This window comes from Rhizobium sp. Leaf371 (genome assembly GCF_001424045.1).
GTDB lineage: Bacteria > Pseudomonadota > Alphaproteobacteria > Rhizobiales > Rhizobiaceae > Ferranicluibacter.
In genome coordinates this window covers 104200-120068 of sequence record NZ_LMQB01000001.1, presented here as the reverse complement: position 1 = coordinate 120068, position 15869 = coordinate 104200, and the positions used below count along the sequence as shown (strand labels likewise).

Here is a 15869-nt window from a genome sequence, read left to right as displayed (position 1 = left end):
CACGTCCTGCCCCCGCCCAATGGCGACATCGCGCCTTAAGCGGCAAAGCTCCTCTGCCCGGGCCTTGCCTCCGTCTGCGGATGACGCGACGAGTCCGATCCGTCCAGCGCACGCTGGGCGGTGCGTCGGTTGAGCTTGAACACGCTCACCAGCGCGGCCAGGGCGTCGGCCCCGTCGGCCAGCGCCCGGCTGATATCGGTGGTCCGCTCGCTCATGGCCGCATTTTCCTGCGTCATCCGGTCGAGATCGTTGACCGCCCTGTTGATCTCGCGCAGGCCGACCGACTGTTCCTTCGCCGCGGTGGCGATCGCGTCGACGTTCTGGTCGATCCGGCGCACGAAGACGTCGATCTCCTTGAGCGCCTCGCCGGTCTTGCCGACGAGACGGACGCCCTCCAGCACCTCCTTGCCGGAATTGGTGATCAGCACCTTGATCTCCTTGGCCGCCTTGGCCGAGCGCTGGGCGAGCTCTCGAACCTCCTGCGCGACGACCGCAAAACCCTTGCCGGCCTCGCCGGCGCGGGCTGCCTCGACGCCGGCATTCAGCGCGAGAAGATTGGTCTGGAAGGCGATCTCGTCGATCACGCCGATGATCTGGCTGATCTCGCGCGAGGCCTGCTCGATCCGCTGCATGGCCGTCACCGTTTCCTCGACCACTGCCGCCGACGCACCGGTCGAAACGCGCGCATTCTGCACCAGCGTGCGGGTCTCCTGCGTATTCTCGGTCGAGGAGTTCACCGTTGCCGTTACCTCGTCCAGCGCGGCGGACGTCTCTTCCAGGGCCGCCGCCTGCTGCTGCGACCGCTCGGCAAGGCTCTCGGCCGCCTGGCGCATCTCCTGGCTGCTGTCGTTCAGCGCGCGGGTCTGGCCGAGGACGTTCGTCAGCGTCTTCTGGAACTCGCCGATCGACGTGTTGAAGTCGCGGCGCAGGCTGTCGAACTCGCCGACGAAGGGCTCGTCGAGCGTGATGCGGATATTGCACTGGGACAGGCGCTCCAGCGCCGCGCCGAGTTCCTCGACGGCATGCATGCGGTCCGTGACGTCGATCGCGAACTTCACCACCTTGAAGACCCGTCCGGCATCGTCGAAGATCGGATTGTAGGAGGCCTGAATGAAGACCCGCTTGCCACCCTTGCCGATGCGCAGGAACTGGTCCGTCACGAAGGTGCCGCGGCGCAGGTCCTCCCAGAACGCCTTGTATTCGGGCGATGCGGCATAGGCCGGATCGCAGAACATCGCGTGATGCCGCCCCGCGATCTCGGACAGGTCATAGCCGAGGGCGGATAGGAAATTGTCGTTCGCGCGCAGGATCTCGCCCTGCGGCGTGAATTCGATGATGGCCTGCGCCCGCGACAGCGCCATGAGCTTGCCGCCATCTTCCGCACTCTGTATCTTGGATGCCGTGATCTCGGTCGCGATCTTCACCACCTTGTAGGGCCTGCCGTTCCGCTTGACCGGATTGTACGACGCCTCGATCCAGACCTCGCGGCCGCCTTTGGCCAGGCGCTTGTATTGCTGCCGCTGGAACATTCCGCCGGCAAGCGCGGCCCAGAAGTCCCGATACGCGGCGGATGCGGCTTCCTCCGGGGAGACGAACATGCTGTGATGGCGGCCGACGATCTCGGAGAGGCCATAGCCCAGCGCCTGGCAGAAATTGTCGTTCGCGCTCAGAATCCGGCCCGTCAGGTCGAACTCGATGATCGCCTGCGACTGGCTGATGGCATGAAGAACCGACTTGGCATCGAAGCCGAGAGACTGGGACAGGGGACGCATGGGCTTCTCCGAAGTGCTGCCGGCCAAACCGGCGCGGTGAATTGTCAAAATCCGACATATTCGTAAAGAAAGCTTTGCCTAACATAGCGGAATAGGGAAACTTCGCTACCTGCCGCCCCATTGTGCCGGTGGAAAGAGCAAGATTTTCGCATTTGCCCGTTTCATTCGCAGTTTTCTTTCAATCCATCGCGCCTATTTCCTGCGATGAGAGAGCTTGGCCGGCCATCGTGCCGAGACGACCGACATCGCTTCAGAAGGACGCAAGACACCATGAACTGGCTCAAGACCATCGCCACCGCCGCCATTCTTCACGCCGCTGCCCTTGCACCGGCGCTTGCCGGCGAAAACCTTTCGGCCATCAAGACGGCCGGCGTGCTGAAGATCGGCACGGAAGGAACCTACGCGCCCTTCACCTTCCACGATGCCGGCGGCAAGCTGGTGGGCTTCGACGTCGAGATCGGCGAGGCCGTGGCCGCCAAGCTCGGCGTCAAGGCGGAGTTCATCGAAGGCAAATGGGACGGGCTGATCGCCGGCATCGACGCCGGGCGCTATGATACGGTCATCAACCAGGTCGGCATCACCGACGCGCGCAGGCAGAAGTACGACTTCTCCGAGCCCTATATCGCCTCCAAGGCCGTGCTGATCGTCCGTCAGGACAATGACGACATCAAGGGTTTCGCCGACCTGAAGGGCAAGACCTCGGCACAGTCGCTGAGCAGCAACTTTGGCAAGATCGCCCAGAGCGCCGGCGCCGAACTGGTCGGCACCGACGGTTTCGACCAGTCGATCCAGCTGGTGCTGACGCGCCGGGCCGACGCGACGGTCAATGACAGCCTGTCCTTCCTCGACTTCAAGAAGCAGAAGCCGGACGCGCCGGTGAAGATTGCCGCGGAACAGGAAAATGCCGATTACTCCGGCATCATCATCCGCAAGGGCGAGCCGGAACTTCTCGCCGCAATCAACAAGGCCCTGGCCGACATCAAGGCCGACGGGACCTACAAGACGATCTCCGACAAATATTTCGGCCAGGACGTCTCGCGCTAAACACCGCCTTGTCCGGCAAAGCCTCTTTGCTTCGCCGGCCGGCAATGCGATCTTACACACGGAAAGCATGTCCGGCGAACCCCTGGGGGTTCGCCGGACATGCTTGTTTCGGCATCGCGCCGTTGAGGAGATAACGTGCCGCACTGGCTGCAACTCATGATCGATTCGCTCCCCACGCTTCTGTGGGCGGGTGCGAAGTTTACGGTCCCCCTCACCCTCCTCTCCTTTTTCCTCGGCGCGATCCTCGGGCTGATTACGGCCGTGACGCGCCTGTTCGCGCCGACGCCGCTTGCCCTGATCGCCCGCTTCTATGTCTGGGTCATCCGGGGAACGCCGCTCCTCGTCCAGCTGTTCGTGATCTTCTATGGCCTGCCGAGCATCGGCATCCTGCTCGATGCCTTTCCCGCAGCGCTGATCGGCTTCACGCTGAATGTCGGCGCCTATAGTTCCGAAATCATCCGGGCCGTCATCTCCTCGGTTCCCAAGGGTCAGTGGGAAGCGGCCTATTCGATCGGCATGACCTGGAACCAGGCGATGCGGCGCACCATCCTGCCGCAGGCGGCGCGCGTGGCGGTGCCGCCGCTGTCGAACACGTTCATCTCGCTGGTCAAGGACACCTCTCTTGCGGCGGCGATCACCGTGCCGGAACTGTTTCAGTCGGCCCAGCGGATCGTCGCCACGACTTACGAACCCCTGATCCTCTATATCGAGGCGGCGCTGATCTACCTCGCGCTGAGTTCGGTTCTGTCCTCGCTGCAGGTGCGGCTGGAGCGGCGGTTCGCGCGCTATGGCGGCATGATGGAGTCCAACCGATGATCGAGCTTCGCCACATCGAAAAACGCTTCGGCGATGCCGTGATCCTGAAGGACATCAACCTGACGATCCCCGAAGGCAGCGTGACCGCGCTGATCGGCCCCTCGGGCGGCGGCAAGAGCACCCTGCTGCGCTGTATCAACCTGCTCGAAATCCCGAGCGCCGGCGCCATCCGCATCGGCAGCGAGGAAACGCGTTTCGAAAAGGGCAAGAAGCCGGGCTGGCACGACATCCAGAAGATCCGCCAGCAGACCGGCATGGTGTTCCAGAATTTCCAGCTCTTCCCGCATCGCACCGCCATCGAGAACGTGATGGAGAGCCTGACCACCGTGCTGAAATGGCCGGCCGACAAGGCCCGCACCCGCGCGATGGAGCTTCTGACGAAGGTCGGCATGGCGGAAAAGGCAGAGGCCTGGCCGGCTACGCTTTCGGGCGGGCAACAGCAGCGCGTGGCCATCGCCCGGGCGCTCGCCCCCTCGCCGCGCGTCCTGCTCTGCGACGAGCCGACCTCCGCACTCGATCCGGAGCTTGCGGCCGAAGTGGTGGACGTACTGGGAACGCTGGCACGCGAAGGCACCACCATGGTCATGGCAACGCATGATCTGCGCCTCGCCTCCCGGCTTGCCGATCAGGTCATCTTTCTCCAGGCCGGCGATATCGTCGAGGCGGGCCCGGCACGGACGGTCTTCGACACGCCGCAACACCAGCGCACCCGCCAATTCGTCTCGTCGATCAGCGCGGCCCAGGTTCTGTAAGACCCGAATCCACGCTCGGCGCGCCCTCCATGGCGCGTCGAACCTGCCGGCTGTTGAGATGGAATGCGCGGGTCGTTTCCGATGGCGCAGAAGCGATGCGCGCGGCGGCGGCCGCGAGAAACGCGTCCCCATGCGCCTCGGCGAACGCGACGCAGACATCCCCGGCCGCAGACGATCCGCGCAGCGTTCGAAACACGTTGCGATGCACGACGAAGCGGTAGCCGCCATCGACATGAAATTCGACGGCGTCGATCTCTCCCCGCCAGAGCGCGCCCAATACAGGCATGTTTCCCGTGTCTCCCGTACATCCCGGGCCCAAGGTAGCACGCGGACAGAGCCCGGTGGGAGGTCTTCCTTTCGCAAGGTGCTGCGTCTACGGTCTTGCAACCCATCGCTGAAGGAGGCGCGCATGCCGGATATCAACAGCCTGATCGGCTTCATGCTCATCGCTCTGGGCATGGCTCTGACGCCGGGGCCGAACATGGTCTATCTCGTTTCCCGGTCGATCTGCCAGGGCCCCGCGGCCGGCCTGATCTCGCTTGGCGGCGTCGCGCTCGGCTTCGTCGTCTATCTCCTCTGCGCCGCCTTCGGCCTCACGGCGCTGATGCTCGCCGTGCCCTATGCCTATGACGCCTTGCGCTTCGCCGGCGCCATCTACCTGCTCTGGCTCGCATGGCAGGCCGTGCGTCCCGGTGGAGGGTCCCCTTTTCAGGTCCGGAACCTGCCGAAGGACAGCCCGCGAAAACTTTTTCTCATGGGCTTTGCCACCAGCGTTCTCAATCCGAAGATCGCCGTCATGTACCTCTCGCTGCTGCCGCAATTCATTCATCCCGGCAATGGCAGCGTGCTCGTTCAGGCGCTTGTCCTTGGATCGGTGCAGATCGTCGTCAGCGTTGCGGTGAACGCCACGATGTCCTTCTCCGCCGGCTCGATCTCGAAATTCCTCATCGCCAAGCCGGGTTTCGCCACCGTCCAGCGCTGGATCATGGGAACGGTGCTGGCCGGTCTCGCCGTGCGCATGGCGACCGAAGCCCGGCGCTGAGGTGCGCCCGGAACGCTTATGACGACATCGCTCTCCAAACCGCGCTCGCAGGCCCTGCTGGACGCGGGCCGCAAAGGCCCGAACGGAACGACGTCCGGACCCCATTCGTGAGCGATATCGCGGACGCCGGCGTCGTCTACCGCTCGGCTGCCACCAGCGAGAAAAACGCGCCCTGCGGATCGACGGCGTTGACGATATAGGCCGGGCCCGGAACCTCCATCGGGCCGTTGAGGACGCTGCCGCCGCCGGACACGAGGCGGGAGACGGCCGCGTCGAGCCTGTCGACCGTGATGTAGGCGGCCCAGAATGCCTTCTGCATTTGCGGCATGCGGGTCATCATGCCGCCGACGACCTGCCCGTCATGGGCAAAGATCCTGTAGATGCCGAGCTCGCCCATATCCATGTCGTGATCGACCGTCCAGCCGAAGACCTCCGCATAGAAGGCAAAGGCGGCTTCGCAATCATCGGCATAGAGCTCGTACCAACCGAACTGCCCGGGCGACGTCGGCGGGATCGGCCGCGGCGGAACGTCCATCGGCACCGGCGTCATGATACAGAGCACGGCCCCGTGCGGATCGGCGATGACGGCGAAACGCCCGATCTCGGGGATATCTTCCGGTGGCCGCCGGATCGTGCCGCCGAGCGCCGCAACCTTCGCCACCGTGGCATCGCAGTCGGAAACGGACACATAGGCCGTCCAGTTCGGCGGAACGTTTTCCGCCAGCAGCTCCGGCGGTACGCGCATCATGCCGGCAATGCCGGCCCGCCCATCGCCATCCGGCCGGGCCGCCTCGAAAACCGTGTAATCATAATCCGACATTTCGACCGTGGTCCAGCCGACAACCGTGCGGTAGAACGCACCCGCCGCCTCCCGATCGTTCGTCATCAGTTCCGTCCAGATGAATTTTCCATGCTCTTCCGACATTCTGCCCTCTTCGCATTCATCGTGCTTCGCACGGGCATGATGGCATCCTTCTGTGTCACGATCAAATCCACACGCGTGACGCGAATTATGTAAGAGAATGAGAACGTATCAACCGAAAAAGGGTGGAAACGGACGCGCCGTCTCCACCCTCTCGATTTGGTCTCGCCTGTCGGCGATCGCCTCAGCCGGCCTGTCAGGCCACCTTGACCGGCACTTCCGTCGATGTGCGCATGGCATGGCTGTAGGGGCAGACGATATGGGCGGCAGCGACCAGCCGTTCTGCGGTTTCGCGGTCGAGGCCGGGGATGTCGACGAGCAGGGAGACGTCGATGCCGAAGCCGGTACCATCGTCGCGCGGGCCGATGCCGACCGTCGCCGTGACCTTGGTCTCTTCCGGAACCTTGATCTTTTCCTTGCCCGCTACATTCTTGAGAGCACCGAGGAAGCAGGCGGAATAGCCGGCCGCGAAGAGCTGCTCGGGGTTCGTGCCCGTGGCGCCATCGCCACCGAGTTCCTTCGGAACGGTCAGGACGACGTCGAGCACGCCGTTTTCGGACACGGCGCGACCTGCACGGCCGCCGGTCGCAGAAGCTTTGGTGGTGTAGAGAATAGCCATTGGGGTCTCCTGTCGTCGCTTTCGACGCGTTTCGTGAAGAAGAACTTCCGTCTTCCCGGCCTTTATAACGCACAATTCAATTGCACGCAATCCAATTTTGCAAATTGCAATTTTCCGTCGCTTCCTGTAGGTTCACAGCATGAAAAAGCGGACGGCAGACGGGACGGAGAAGGCGGCACAGGCGGTGTCTTTCAGCATTCCCTTGCCGCTCGAAGACCAGCTTTGCTTCGCGGTCTATTCGCTGTCCCACGCCTTCAACCGGACCTACAAACCGCTGCTCGACCGCTTCGGCCTGACCTACCCGCAATATCTCGTGCTTCTCGCATTGTGGGAGCACAGGGTTATGACGGTGAAGCAGATCGGGGAGCAGCTGGGGCTCGATTCCGGCACGCTGTCCCCGCTCCTCAAGCGGCTCGACGCCGCCGGCCTGGTCAGCCGCACGCGCGACCGCAAGGACGAGCGGCAGGTCAACATCGCGCTGACCGGGAAGGGCGAAGCCCTGCAGGCGGAGGCCGGCCATGTGCAGACGGCCATCGGCAGCGCGATCGGGTGCAGCACCGGCGAGGCCGAGGCGCTGCGAACCGTCCTGGAAGCGCTGACCGACCGCCTGTCCCGGCCGAGCGACCCCGCGATATCGGCCGACGACGCGCTTTAGAGTAAGGATGCGTTGACGACGCCCGCCGGCCGTGATCTCTGGTGGTGCAAGGGGAAGCGGAGGGTGACCTGGAGGGATGGTTCGCGCGCACGCGATGGATGAGCACGGGTCGTTGCGGCCGATTGGCGCGCAAGACCGTGACGTGACCCGGAAACGGTCCTCGTCGGTCGATCCCGTCGCGCTGCCACGGCAGAAGCGAGGCTGGCACATGGCCGGGATGGCGGCGGCCTGGTTCTGCGTCGCCGTCGGCCTCGGCATCGGCGCTCTCTGGCTCCTGAAGGTCGGCTTCCTCGCCGACACCCTCCCCATTCTCTTCCGCATGCAGTTCAACACCGCCGTCAGTTTCGTTCTGATCGGCTTCGCCGTTGTCGCTCTCCTGCACGAGAGGGGCCGGGTTGCGGCCATCCTGTCGATCGTCGTGGTGCTCATCGGCCTCGTCTTCCTGCTGGAGCCGATCCTCTTGACGGGGCACCCGCTCGATCGGCTGATGCTCGATCCCTTCCGCCAGACATCGCCCTATCCCGGACATCTGGCGAGCGGCACGGCGCTCTCCTTCGCCCTTCTCGGCATCTGCATCCTCGTCAGCGCCCTCACCGGCAAGCCGACGCTCCTGCGCATCGTCTTCGCCGCGACCGTCTTCATGACGGCTGCCGCGACGCTGCTCGGCTACGGGCTCCAGCTGGTGACAGAAAGCGACTGGCCCCGCTACGGCCATATGTCGCCGCACACCGCGCTCTGTTTTGCAGCCCTCGCCCTGCCCATGATCTTCCTGCGGGTCGAGGAGCTCGACTACGACGCCGCGACCATCGCCGCCATGCTCGGTGCGGCGAGCTATCTGCTCCTCCTGCTTCTGACCTTGCTCGACCTGCAGGATGCCTTCGAGGGGACGGGCGCGACGATCAGCATCGATCCCCAGGGCAAACCGGCCTCCCAGGCAATCCTCGCCGGGCTTCTGGTCGTTTCCGGCATCGTCTATGCCGGCCTGATCGTCTATGCCTTTCGCAACGCGCAGAGCTATCGCGGCATCGCCCTGAAGCTGCGCGAAAGCCAGGAGCGCCTGAGCGCGATCATCGATACCGCCGCAGACGGGATCGTCACCATCGACGCAGGCGGCCAGATCCTCTCGACCAACCATGCCATGGAAACGATCTTCGGCTATCGCACCGAGGACATGCTCGGCCATGACGTCCGCGCCCTCATTCCCGGCTTCCTGCCGGCATCAGGCAGCGACGTCGAGAGCACCGAGATCGCCTGCTCCGCCCGGGAGACCGAGGGCATGCGCCGCAGCGGCACCCGCTTCCCGCTCGACCTTTCGGTCGCCCGCATCGAGCTCGATCGCACGGTGCTCTACAGCGGCATCATCCGCGATATCTCCCAGCGGAAACGGCACGAACAGGAAATCCTCGAAGCCAATGCCGAGCTTGAGGAATTCGCCTACCGCACCTCCCACGATCTGCGGGCGCCGATCGCCTCCTCCATCGGCCTCACCACCATCATGCGCGACATGATCGGCCTCAAGACCCCGACGGCGCAGATGACGCCGGTTATTGAGCGGATCGAGCGCGGCCTTCAGAAACTCGACGGACTGATCGAGAACATCATCCAGCTGAAGCGCAGCCGCCTGCTGGACGAGCCCGTGACGGCGGTTCCCCTGCTGTCTGCCGTCGAGGAAACGATCGAGCGCCTGCGCTTCATCGATCCCGCCCGGCAGGTGTCGTTTACGGTCGATGTCGCAGACGACCTCACCATCCGCACCAAGCCTGCGCGCCTGCGCATGATCCTCGACAATCTCATCTCGAACGCCATCAAATATGCAGACCCCGACGAGGGCGCGCGCCGCGTCGCGATCGACGCCGCCATGGCGCGCGACGGATGGCTGGACCTGCGCATTTCCGACAACGGCCTCGGGCTCGACCCTGGGGACGAGACGAACCTGTTCCAGATGTTCAAGCGCTTCCACCCCTCCCGCGCCGACGGCAGCGGTCTCGGCCTCTACATCGTCAGAAAGAGCGCCGAGCATCTCGGCGGCACCGTGGCCTACGTCCGGCTCGACAAAGGCAGCCAATTTGTCATACGATTGCCCCAGAGGAACGACGCATGACCATAGGCTCCCTCCTGATCATCGACGACGATGAGACGGATCTCTTCATCTGCGGCTATACGATCCAGCGCTTCGACCCGACGATCAAGGTCGTGCAGGCGCTCAACGGCCGCGAGGGGCTGGAGATGCTGCGCCGGGAACAGCCGGACGCGATCATCCTCGACATCAACATGCCGGTCATGAACGGTTTCGAATTTCTGGAGACCTATGCGCGCGATTTCGCCCGGGGGCTCGACGGCCCTGCACCGCTCGTGGTGATGCTGACCAGTTCGCACCTCGGCACGGACCGGAACAAGGCGCTGCAATACGACTTCGTGAAACGGTATTTCGAAAAGCCGCTGACCTCGGACAATCTCAAGGCGCTGGCCGACATCATCGAGACAGGCCGGCACTGACGCCGAGCCGCCGAGAAAAAACCGGCGAAGCCGCCGGTCTTGTGCCAGGTCGAGAAATTTATAACCTCCGGACGGACGCCGACGATCAGACGACGAGGATCGGCGATTTCGTCCGCACGCGATCGTAGAGATCGATGACATCCTGGTTGATCAGGCGAACGCAGCCGGACGAGACGGCCTTGCCGATCGACTGCCATTCCGGCGAGCCGTGCAGGCGGTAGAGCGTATCCTGCCCATCCTTGAAGATGTACATGGCGCGCGCGCCCAGCGGATTGGAGAGGCCGGGCTCCATGCCGCCGTTCTCGATCGAATAGGCGGCGAGATGCGGCTGACGCGCGACCATTTCGTTCGGTGGCTTCCAGCGCGGCCATTTCTGCTTCCACTGGATGACGCCGCGGCCGGACCAGGCAAAGCCCTCGCGCCCGATGCCGACGCCGTAGCGCATCGCCCGTCCGCCCGGCTCGGTCAGGTAGAGAAACCGATCCTGCGTATCGACGATGATCGTGCCCGGCGCCTCTCCGAAGGGATCGGCCACTTCCTGGCGGTAGAAGCGCGGATCGATCTCCTGATAGGGCACGGCGGGAATGGCGAAGCCGTCATCGACCACGGGGCCGTAGATGCTGGCGGCATAGGCGGACTGCGGCGGCAGGCCCGTCATGTAGGCGGCATTCTGGGGCTGGCCGAAGGTCGCGTAACCGCCATTGGCCGGAGCGAAACGATTGTCGAACTCCGGATTGCGGAAATACGGCCGGGTCTCGGCATTGAAGCTGGCGGTGTTGGACGTGTAGTTGCAGGCCGACAGGGCAGCCGTGGCAGCAGCCACGCCGCTCAGGTTCAGAAACTGCCGGCGGGACAGAGGGGACATCGGAGGCTTGAGCGGGCTCATGGGGGCGGACTTCCGGTTGACGCGACGATCATGGTCCGTTTGGCCGACCGCACCGGACCGCTGGGAGAACGGAACCGTGCCTTCGGCTTCATGGAGCACAACAGCCTAGCTAGTGCGCGACAAACGGAGGAACAGCAGGCCCTGCAGGGTTTTTTAGGACCGTTGCAACTTTGCATCCATCCGCTGTCGGCGGTTGTCGCCCTTTATGGCAGGGAGGTGCTGGCGCGAGGCTTGCCAAGCGAGGTTTGCCAAGCGAAGCTTAAAAGGCACGGAGGTCGCCCTATCAGACGCTCGGAGCGCCCAGCGCCGTGTCCCGGCAAAGCTGCGAGACGAAGGCGGCCGGCGGCAGCGGCCGGCTGACCCAGTAGCCCTGGATTTCGTTGCAGCCGGAAGCGCGCAGGAAATCGAGCTGCTCCTGCGTTTCGACGCCCTCGGCGATCACGTCGAGCTTGAGCTTCTGCGCGAGCGAGATGATCGCCGCCGTGATCGCCATGTCGTCCTCGTCGTCGGGAATATCCTTCACGAAGGACCGATCGATCTTCAGGCGGCTGACGGGAAAGCGCTTGAGCGCGCTCAGGCTGGAATAACCGGTGCCGAAATCGTCGATGGCGAGCCGCACGCCGAGCGCTTCCAGCTCGTGCATGGTGGCGATCGCCTGGGGCACGTCCTGCATGATCAGGCTTTCGGTCAGCTCGAGCTCCAGGAATCGCGGGTCGAGCCCGGTTTCGGCCAGCGTCCGGGCGACGCGGGAGACCCAGGCCTTTTCTGCGAACTGGCGGGCCGAGACGTTGACGCTGACGATGAGGTTCGGGAGCCCCGCATCCTGCCAGGCCCGGTTCTGGCGACAGGCGGCATCGAGAACCCATTCGCCGATCTCGACGATCAGCCCGGTTTCCTCGGCCAGCGGCACGAATTCGGCCGGCGAGATCAGGCCGTGTTCCGGATGGTCCCAGCGCAGAAGCGCTTCAGCCGCAAAGATGCGGCCCGAGGCGAGATCGAGCTGCGGCTGGTAGTGCAGCACGAATTCGCTCTGCTCCAGCGCCTGCCGCAGGGCTTCGACGCGCACCAGCTTGGCAAGCGCCGCATCCGCCATCTCCGACGAGAAGAGCTTGAGGTTGTTTCGCCCGAAGGCCTTCGCCCGATACATGGCGGCATCCGCATTGGCCAGCAGCTCGCCCGTACTCTCGCCCTGCTCCGGATAGCACACGACGCCCATGCTGCAGGTGACCTGCAGGGTCTGCCCGGCCAGCGTCATCGGACGGGCGATCGCGCCGCGAATACCCTCGAACCGCGCAAGAACCAGCTCCCGGTCGGCCTGCAGGCCGGTGAGCAGAATGATGAACTCGTCGCCGCCGACACGGATGATCATGTCGCCCTGGCGCACGCAGAGGCTCATCCGCTGCGCGACGGTGCGCAGCAGCTCGTCGCCGGCCGTATGGCCGAGGCTGTCATTGACGAGCTTGAAATTGTCGAGATCGAGGAAGGCCAGCGCCACCCACTCGCCCTTCTGGCGCGCATCCAGCATCGCCCGTTCCATCTGTCCGTCGAGCATGACGCGGTTGGGCAGGCCGGTGAGCGCGTCGTGATGCGCCATGAAATGGATGCGCTCGGCCGCCTCCCGCCGCTCGATGGCGATCGCCGCGAGGCGCGCGGCCATGGCGATCAGGTCGCGAACCGGGTCTGCCGGCAGGCCGGCGGTCTTGGAGTAGAGCGCGAAGGTGCCGAGCACCTTGCCGTGAAAGGACAGGAGCGGCGCGGCCCAGCAGGCCCGAAACGCGAAAGGCCGCACGAAATCGACATAGGGCGCCCAAAGCGGGTCGGTGAGGATATCGCCGACGAAGACCGGCTCGCCGCGATAGGCAGCCGTGCCGCAGGAGCCGCTGTTCGGACCGATCGGAAAGCCTTCCAGCGCCGCCGTGTAGGCCGGGTCGAGACCGGGGGCGACGCCCTTCAGCAGCCGCTGCCCGTCCTCCGTCAGCATGTAGATGGACCCCTGGACGCCCGGCACATGCGCTTCGATCATCAGGATCAGTTCGTGGAAGAGATCCTCGAGAGGCGTGTCCTTGGCGATCATCTCCAGAACGCGCGTCTGGCCGATCATCAGCTGCTCGGCCCGCTTGCGGTCGGTGATGTCCCGGGAGACGCCGACGGTGCCGATCGTCCGGCCGAGCTTGTCGCGCAGCGGCACCTTCGACGTCATCAGCCAGCGTTCGTTGCCCTTGTCGACGGCTGCCCGTTCCTCCAGGCCGATGATCGGCTCGCCGCTGGCGATAACCTGCCTTTCACCATCGGCGATCCGGGCCGCGACGTCTTCGGCGTGGAGGTCGAAATCGGTGAGACCCACGATCTGGTGCATCTCGGCAAAGCCGTTGTCGCGCACGGTCGCCTCGTTGGCGATGAGAAAGCGGCCCTGCAGATCCTTGGCATAGATGTAATCGGGAATATGGTTGACCATCGTCTCCAGCCAGTAATGGCGTTCGGCGATGTCGGTGCGCGGGCCATAGAGACGGGCCGCTTCATTGGCCAGCCGGCGCGTCGCCTCGATCAGGCGCTGCGTATCCTCGTCACCCGGAGGACTTCCGGGGATCATGCCGCGTCCGCGAAGGTTCGTTTTGGTCAAGGCCATCTCCCGCCAGTCATTGGCGCGCGCTGTCGATACGAAGTGCTAAAGGAAAGAAGTTATTCTTCCCTAAACAAGCCCTGTAACAGGCTAGATCTTCCGGAGAGACATGACCACCCGCCGCACCCTGTTTTTTGCTCTCGCCGGCCTGCCGGTCGCGCTCGCAGGCCGGCGCGCGGGCGCTTCCTCGCTGCCCGACGGTTTTCGCGGCGCGCTCGATGCTACCGACTTCGGCGTTCGGCCCGGCCGGCGCGCCGACCAGTCCAAGGCGTTCCGGGCCCTTCTCGCCGAAGCCGCAGAGCGCCGCTTGCCCGTCCTGCTGCCGCCGGGCGATTACCGGCTCTCCCAGATCACGCTTCCGGACGGCCTCACGCTTGCCGGCACGCCGGGTGCCACGCGTCTGATCGCATCGGGAGACGGCCCCGTTCTGATCGCCGAGAACCTCGCCCGCCTCACGCTAACGGGCCTGACGCTGACGGGATTGACGATCGCAGCCGAAGACCTGTCGGGCGACCCCGGCAGCGGCCTCGTGGACCTCGCCGGCATTGCGCGGCTGACGATCGACAATTGTGCGATCTCGGGCCGCACGCGCGGTCACGGCCTCAACCTTCGACGCTGCGGCGGGCGCATTCGCGACAACGATATCGCAGGCCCCCAGGGCGTCGGCATCTTCGCCACCGACAGCACCGGCCTGTCGATCACCGGCAATATCGTCGCCGACTGCGGCAATGGCGGCATTCTCGTCCACCGGTCGCAAACAGGTCCGGACGGAACGCTGGTTTCGGGCAACCGCGTCGCGCGCATCGCGTCGCTCGCTGGCGGCACCGGGCAGACTGGCAACGGCATCAACATCTTCCGTGCAGGCGACGTCGTCGTCTCCGGCAACCACGTGTCCGACTGCGCCCTCTCCGCCATTCGCGCCAACGCGGCCAACAATGTGCTGATCTCGGCCAACCAGTGCCTGCGCTCCGGCGAAACCGCGATCTATTCCGAATTCGGGTTCGAGGGCGCCATCGTGACCGGCAACGTCGTCGACACCGCCGCCAACGGCATCGCGATCGTCAACTTCGACGCCGGCGGCCGGCTCGCGACCGTCGGGCAGAACATCATCCGCGACATCACCGGCATCGCCCCCTACGTCTCCGATGGCGCCGGCTTCGGCTACGGCATTTCGGCGGAGGCGGACACCGTGATCACCGGCAACGTCATCGAGAAGGTGGCGCGCTGGGCGCTGATGATCGGCTGGGGCCCCTACCTGCGCAATGTCTCGGTGACCGGCAACATCGTCCGCGTCGCGCCGCTCGGCTGCGGCGTCACGGTTGCGGACGGCGCCGGCACGGCGCTCATCGCCGACAATCTGTTCGAAAGCGTCGGAGATGCCGTCCTCGGCTATCGCTGGACCGAGAAGGCCAGCGCGGAACTGGTGGACGGGGCAGCCAAAACCTTCCCGCATCTGACGCTCTCGGGAAACCGCCGGGTCTGAGGCGCGACCCATCAGCAACAATCATGTTCGTATCAGCGCGCCCGTCTTCCTTCGCCCGGCCAAAAGCTTACCGTGACGCGAGACCAAACACGGGAGAGCGCCATGCTGACCATCTACGGAGTGTACCGATCGCGGGCCTCGCGCAACTACTGGATGGCCGGCGAACTCGGCATCCCGTTCCGCTCCGTGCCTGTGGTGCAGGCGCGACGGCTGATCGACCCGCTGTCGGAAACGGCCCCGATCAACACCCAGTCGCCCGCCTATCTCGCCATCAACCCCAGAGGCATGATCCCCGCCATCGAGGATAACGGGCTGGTGCTGGCCGAATCGCTTGCCAACAACCTCTATCTCGCGCGCAAACATGGCGGACCGCTTGCAGCCGCGAATGCCGCCGAGGAGGCGGAGATCCTCGACTGGACGCTGTGGGCCGCGACCGAAATCGAGCCGCATGCGGTCAAGATCGTGCTCGCTTATGACGCCGAACCGAACGGTCCCGCGCGGGGCCGGGCGATCGTGGATGCCGCAGCGCAGGCACTGGACACGCGTTTCGGCATGCTGGAGCGACGCCTGTCGCAGCATGCCTACATCGTCGGCGACCGCTTCACGGTGGCGGATCTCAATCTCGCGGAGGTGTTTCGCTACGCCCAGAGCCAGACGGCTTTGTTCGACAGGCATCCCGGCATCAAGGCCTGGATCGGACGCTGTCAAGCGCGCGCCGCCTTCCGCGAGATGATGACGGTGCGCGAGGCCGAGCCCGCCTGA

15 protein-coding genes are annotated in these 15869 nt (G+C 64.8%); 9 read left to right on the top strand and 6 right to left on the bottom strand.

Annotation, left to right across the window (positions count from 1 at the left end):
- Positions 1 to 35: 35 nt before the first annotated feature.
- Entirely contained in the window at positions 36 to 1772 is a 1737-nt protein-coding gene (locus ASG39_RS00475) for a PAS domain-containing methyl-accepting chemotaxis protein (protein ID WP_062591786.1), read from the bottom strand.
- A gap of 270 nt (positions 1773 to 2042) precedes the next feature.
- Between ASG39_RS00475 and ASG39_RS00470 the strand changes: the two genes are divergently transcribed.
- The 3 genes from ASG39_RS00470 (at position 2043) to ASG39_RS00460 (ending at position 4384) form a co-directional block, all read left to right on the top strand.
- Positions 2043 to 2816, top strand: a complete 774-nt coding sequence (locus tag ASG39_RS00470; RefSeq protein ID WP_062591784.1) for an amino acid ABC transporter substrate-binding protein — start codon at positions 2043 to 2045, stop codon at positions 2814 to 2816.
- 135 nt (positions 2817 to 2951) lie between these two features.
- On the top strand, positions 2952 to 3632 hold the full coding sequence (locus ASG39_RS00465; protein WP_062591782.1) for an amino acid ABC transporter permease: 681 nt from the start codon (positions 2952 to 2954) through the stop codon (positions 3630 to 3632).
- Positions 3629 to 4384 carry an amino acid ABC transporter ATP-binding protein gene (locus ASG39_RS00460; protein ID WP_062591780.1) on the top strand — a complete coding sequence of 252 codons (756 nt, stop codon included), beginning with the start codon at positions 3629 to 3631 and terminating at the stop codon, positions 4382 to 4384. Before ASG39_RS00465 ends, ASG39_RS00460 begins: the two co-directional genes overlap by 4 nt.
- Here ASG39_RS00460 and ASG39_RS00455 read toward each other — a convergent pair.
- Positions 4362 to 4670 (bottom strand): hypothetical protein, encoded by a 309-nt coding sequence (locus ASG39_RS00455; protein ID WP_156467967.1) that lies wholly within the window; start codon positions 4668 to 4670, stop codon positions 4362 to 4364. The genes ASG39_RS00460 and ASG39_RS00455 overlap by 23 nt on opposite strands.
- Before the next feature lie 123 nt (positions 4671 to 4793).
- Between ASG39_RS00455 and ASG39_RS00450 the strand changes: the two genes are divergently transcribed.
- Positions 4794 to 5426, top strand: coding sequence for a LysE family translocator (locus ASG39_RS00450; RefSeq protein ID WP_062591776.1), 633 nt, complete (start codon positions 4794 to 4796; stop codon positions 5424 to 5426).
- A gap of 136 nt (positions 5427 to 5562) precedes the next feature.
- On the opposite strand, the gene ASG39_RS00445 is transcribed toward ASG39_RS00450, so the two are convergent.
- Both ASG39_RS00445 and ASG39_RS00440 read right to left on the bottom strand, forming a co-directional pair.
- Complete coding sequence (locus tag ASG39_RS00445) at positions 5563 to 6351, bottom strand: VOC family protein (RefSeq protein ID WP_062591774.1); 789 nt, start codon at positions 6349 to 6351, stop codon at positions 5563 to 5565.
- A 193-nt stretch (positions 6352 to 6544) separates the two neighbouring features.
- Positions 6545 to 6967 (bottom strand): organic hydroperoxide resistance protein, encoded by a 423-nt coding sequence (locus tag ASG39_RS00440; RefSeq protein ID WP_062476814.1) that lies wholly within the window; start codon positions 6965 to 6967, stop codon positions 6545 to 6547.
- Between the two features lie 139 nt (positions 6968 to 7106).
- Here ASG39_RS00440 and ASG39_RS00435 point away from each other — a divergent pair, with 139 nt between their 5' ends.
- The 3 genes from ASG39_RS00435 to ASG39_RS00425 all read left to right on the top strand — a co-directional run bounded on the left by ASG39_RS00435 (position 7107) and on the right by ASG39_RS00425 (position 10118).
- Positions 7107 to 7622: a MarR family transcriptional regulator gene (locus ASG39_RS00435; protein ID WP_082476798.1), complete on the top strand. Its 516-nt coding sequence runs from the start codon at positions 7107 to 7109 to the stop codon at positions 7620 to 7622.
- Positions 7623 to 7764: 142 nt separating this feature from the next.
- Positions 7765 to 9723, top strand: coding sequence for a PAS domain-containing sensor histidine kinase (locus tag ASG39_RS00430; RefSeq protein WP_156467966.1), 1959 nt, complete (start codon positions 7765 to 7767; stop codon positions 9721 to 9723).
- The gene (locus ASG39_RS00425) at positions 9720 to 10118 is read left to right on the top strand and encodes a response regulator (RefSeq protein WP_062591769.1); all 399 of its coding nucleotides are present in this window, start codon (positions 9720 to 9722) and stop codon (positions 10116 to 10118) included. The genes ASG39_RS00430 and ASG39_RS00425 overlap by 4 nt, the downstream gene beginning before the upstream one ends.
- Before the next feature lie 85 nt (positions 10119 to 10203).
- On the opposite strand, the gene ASG39_RS00420 is transcribed toward ASG39_RS00425, so the two are convergent.
- Together ASG39_RS00420 and ASG39_RS00415 are read right to left on the bottom strand one after the other, a co-directional pair.
- Positions 10204 to 10983: a L,D-transpeptidase gene (locus ASG39_RS00420; protein WP_062593256.1), complete on the bottom strand. Its 780-nt coding sequence runs from the start codon at positions 10981 to 10983 to the stop codon at positions 10204 to 10206.
- Positions 10984 to 11287: 304 nt separating this feature from the next.
- Entirely contained in the window at positions 11288 to 13594 is a 2307-nt protein-coding gene (locus tag ASG39_RS00415) for an EAL domain-containing protein (protein WP_156468008.1), read from the bottom strand.
- Positions 13595 to 13733: 139 nt separating this feature from the next.
- Here ASG39_RS00415 and ASG39_RS00410 point away from each other — a divergent pair, with 139 nt between their 5' ends.
- Positions 13734 to 15107, top strand: a complete 1374-nt coding sequence (locus tag ASG39_RS00410) for a TIGR03808 family TAT-translocated repetitive protein (protein ID WP_062591765.1) — start codon at positions 13734 to 13736, stop codon at positions 15105 to 15107.
- Between the two features lie 102 nt (positions 15108 to 15209).
- Positions 15210 to 15869: a glutathione S-transferase family protein gene (locus ASG39_RS00405; RefSeq protein ID WP_062591763.1), complete on the top strand. Its 660-nt coding sequence runs from the start codon at positions 15210 to 15212 to the stop codon at positions 15867 to 15869.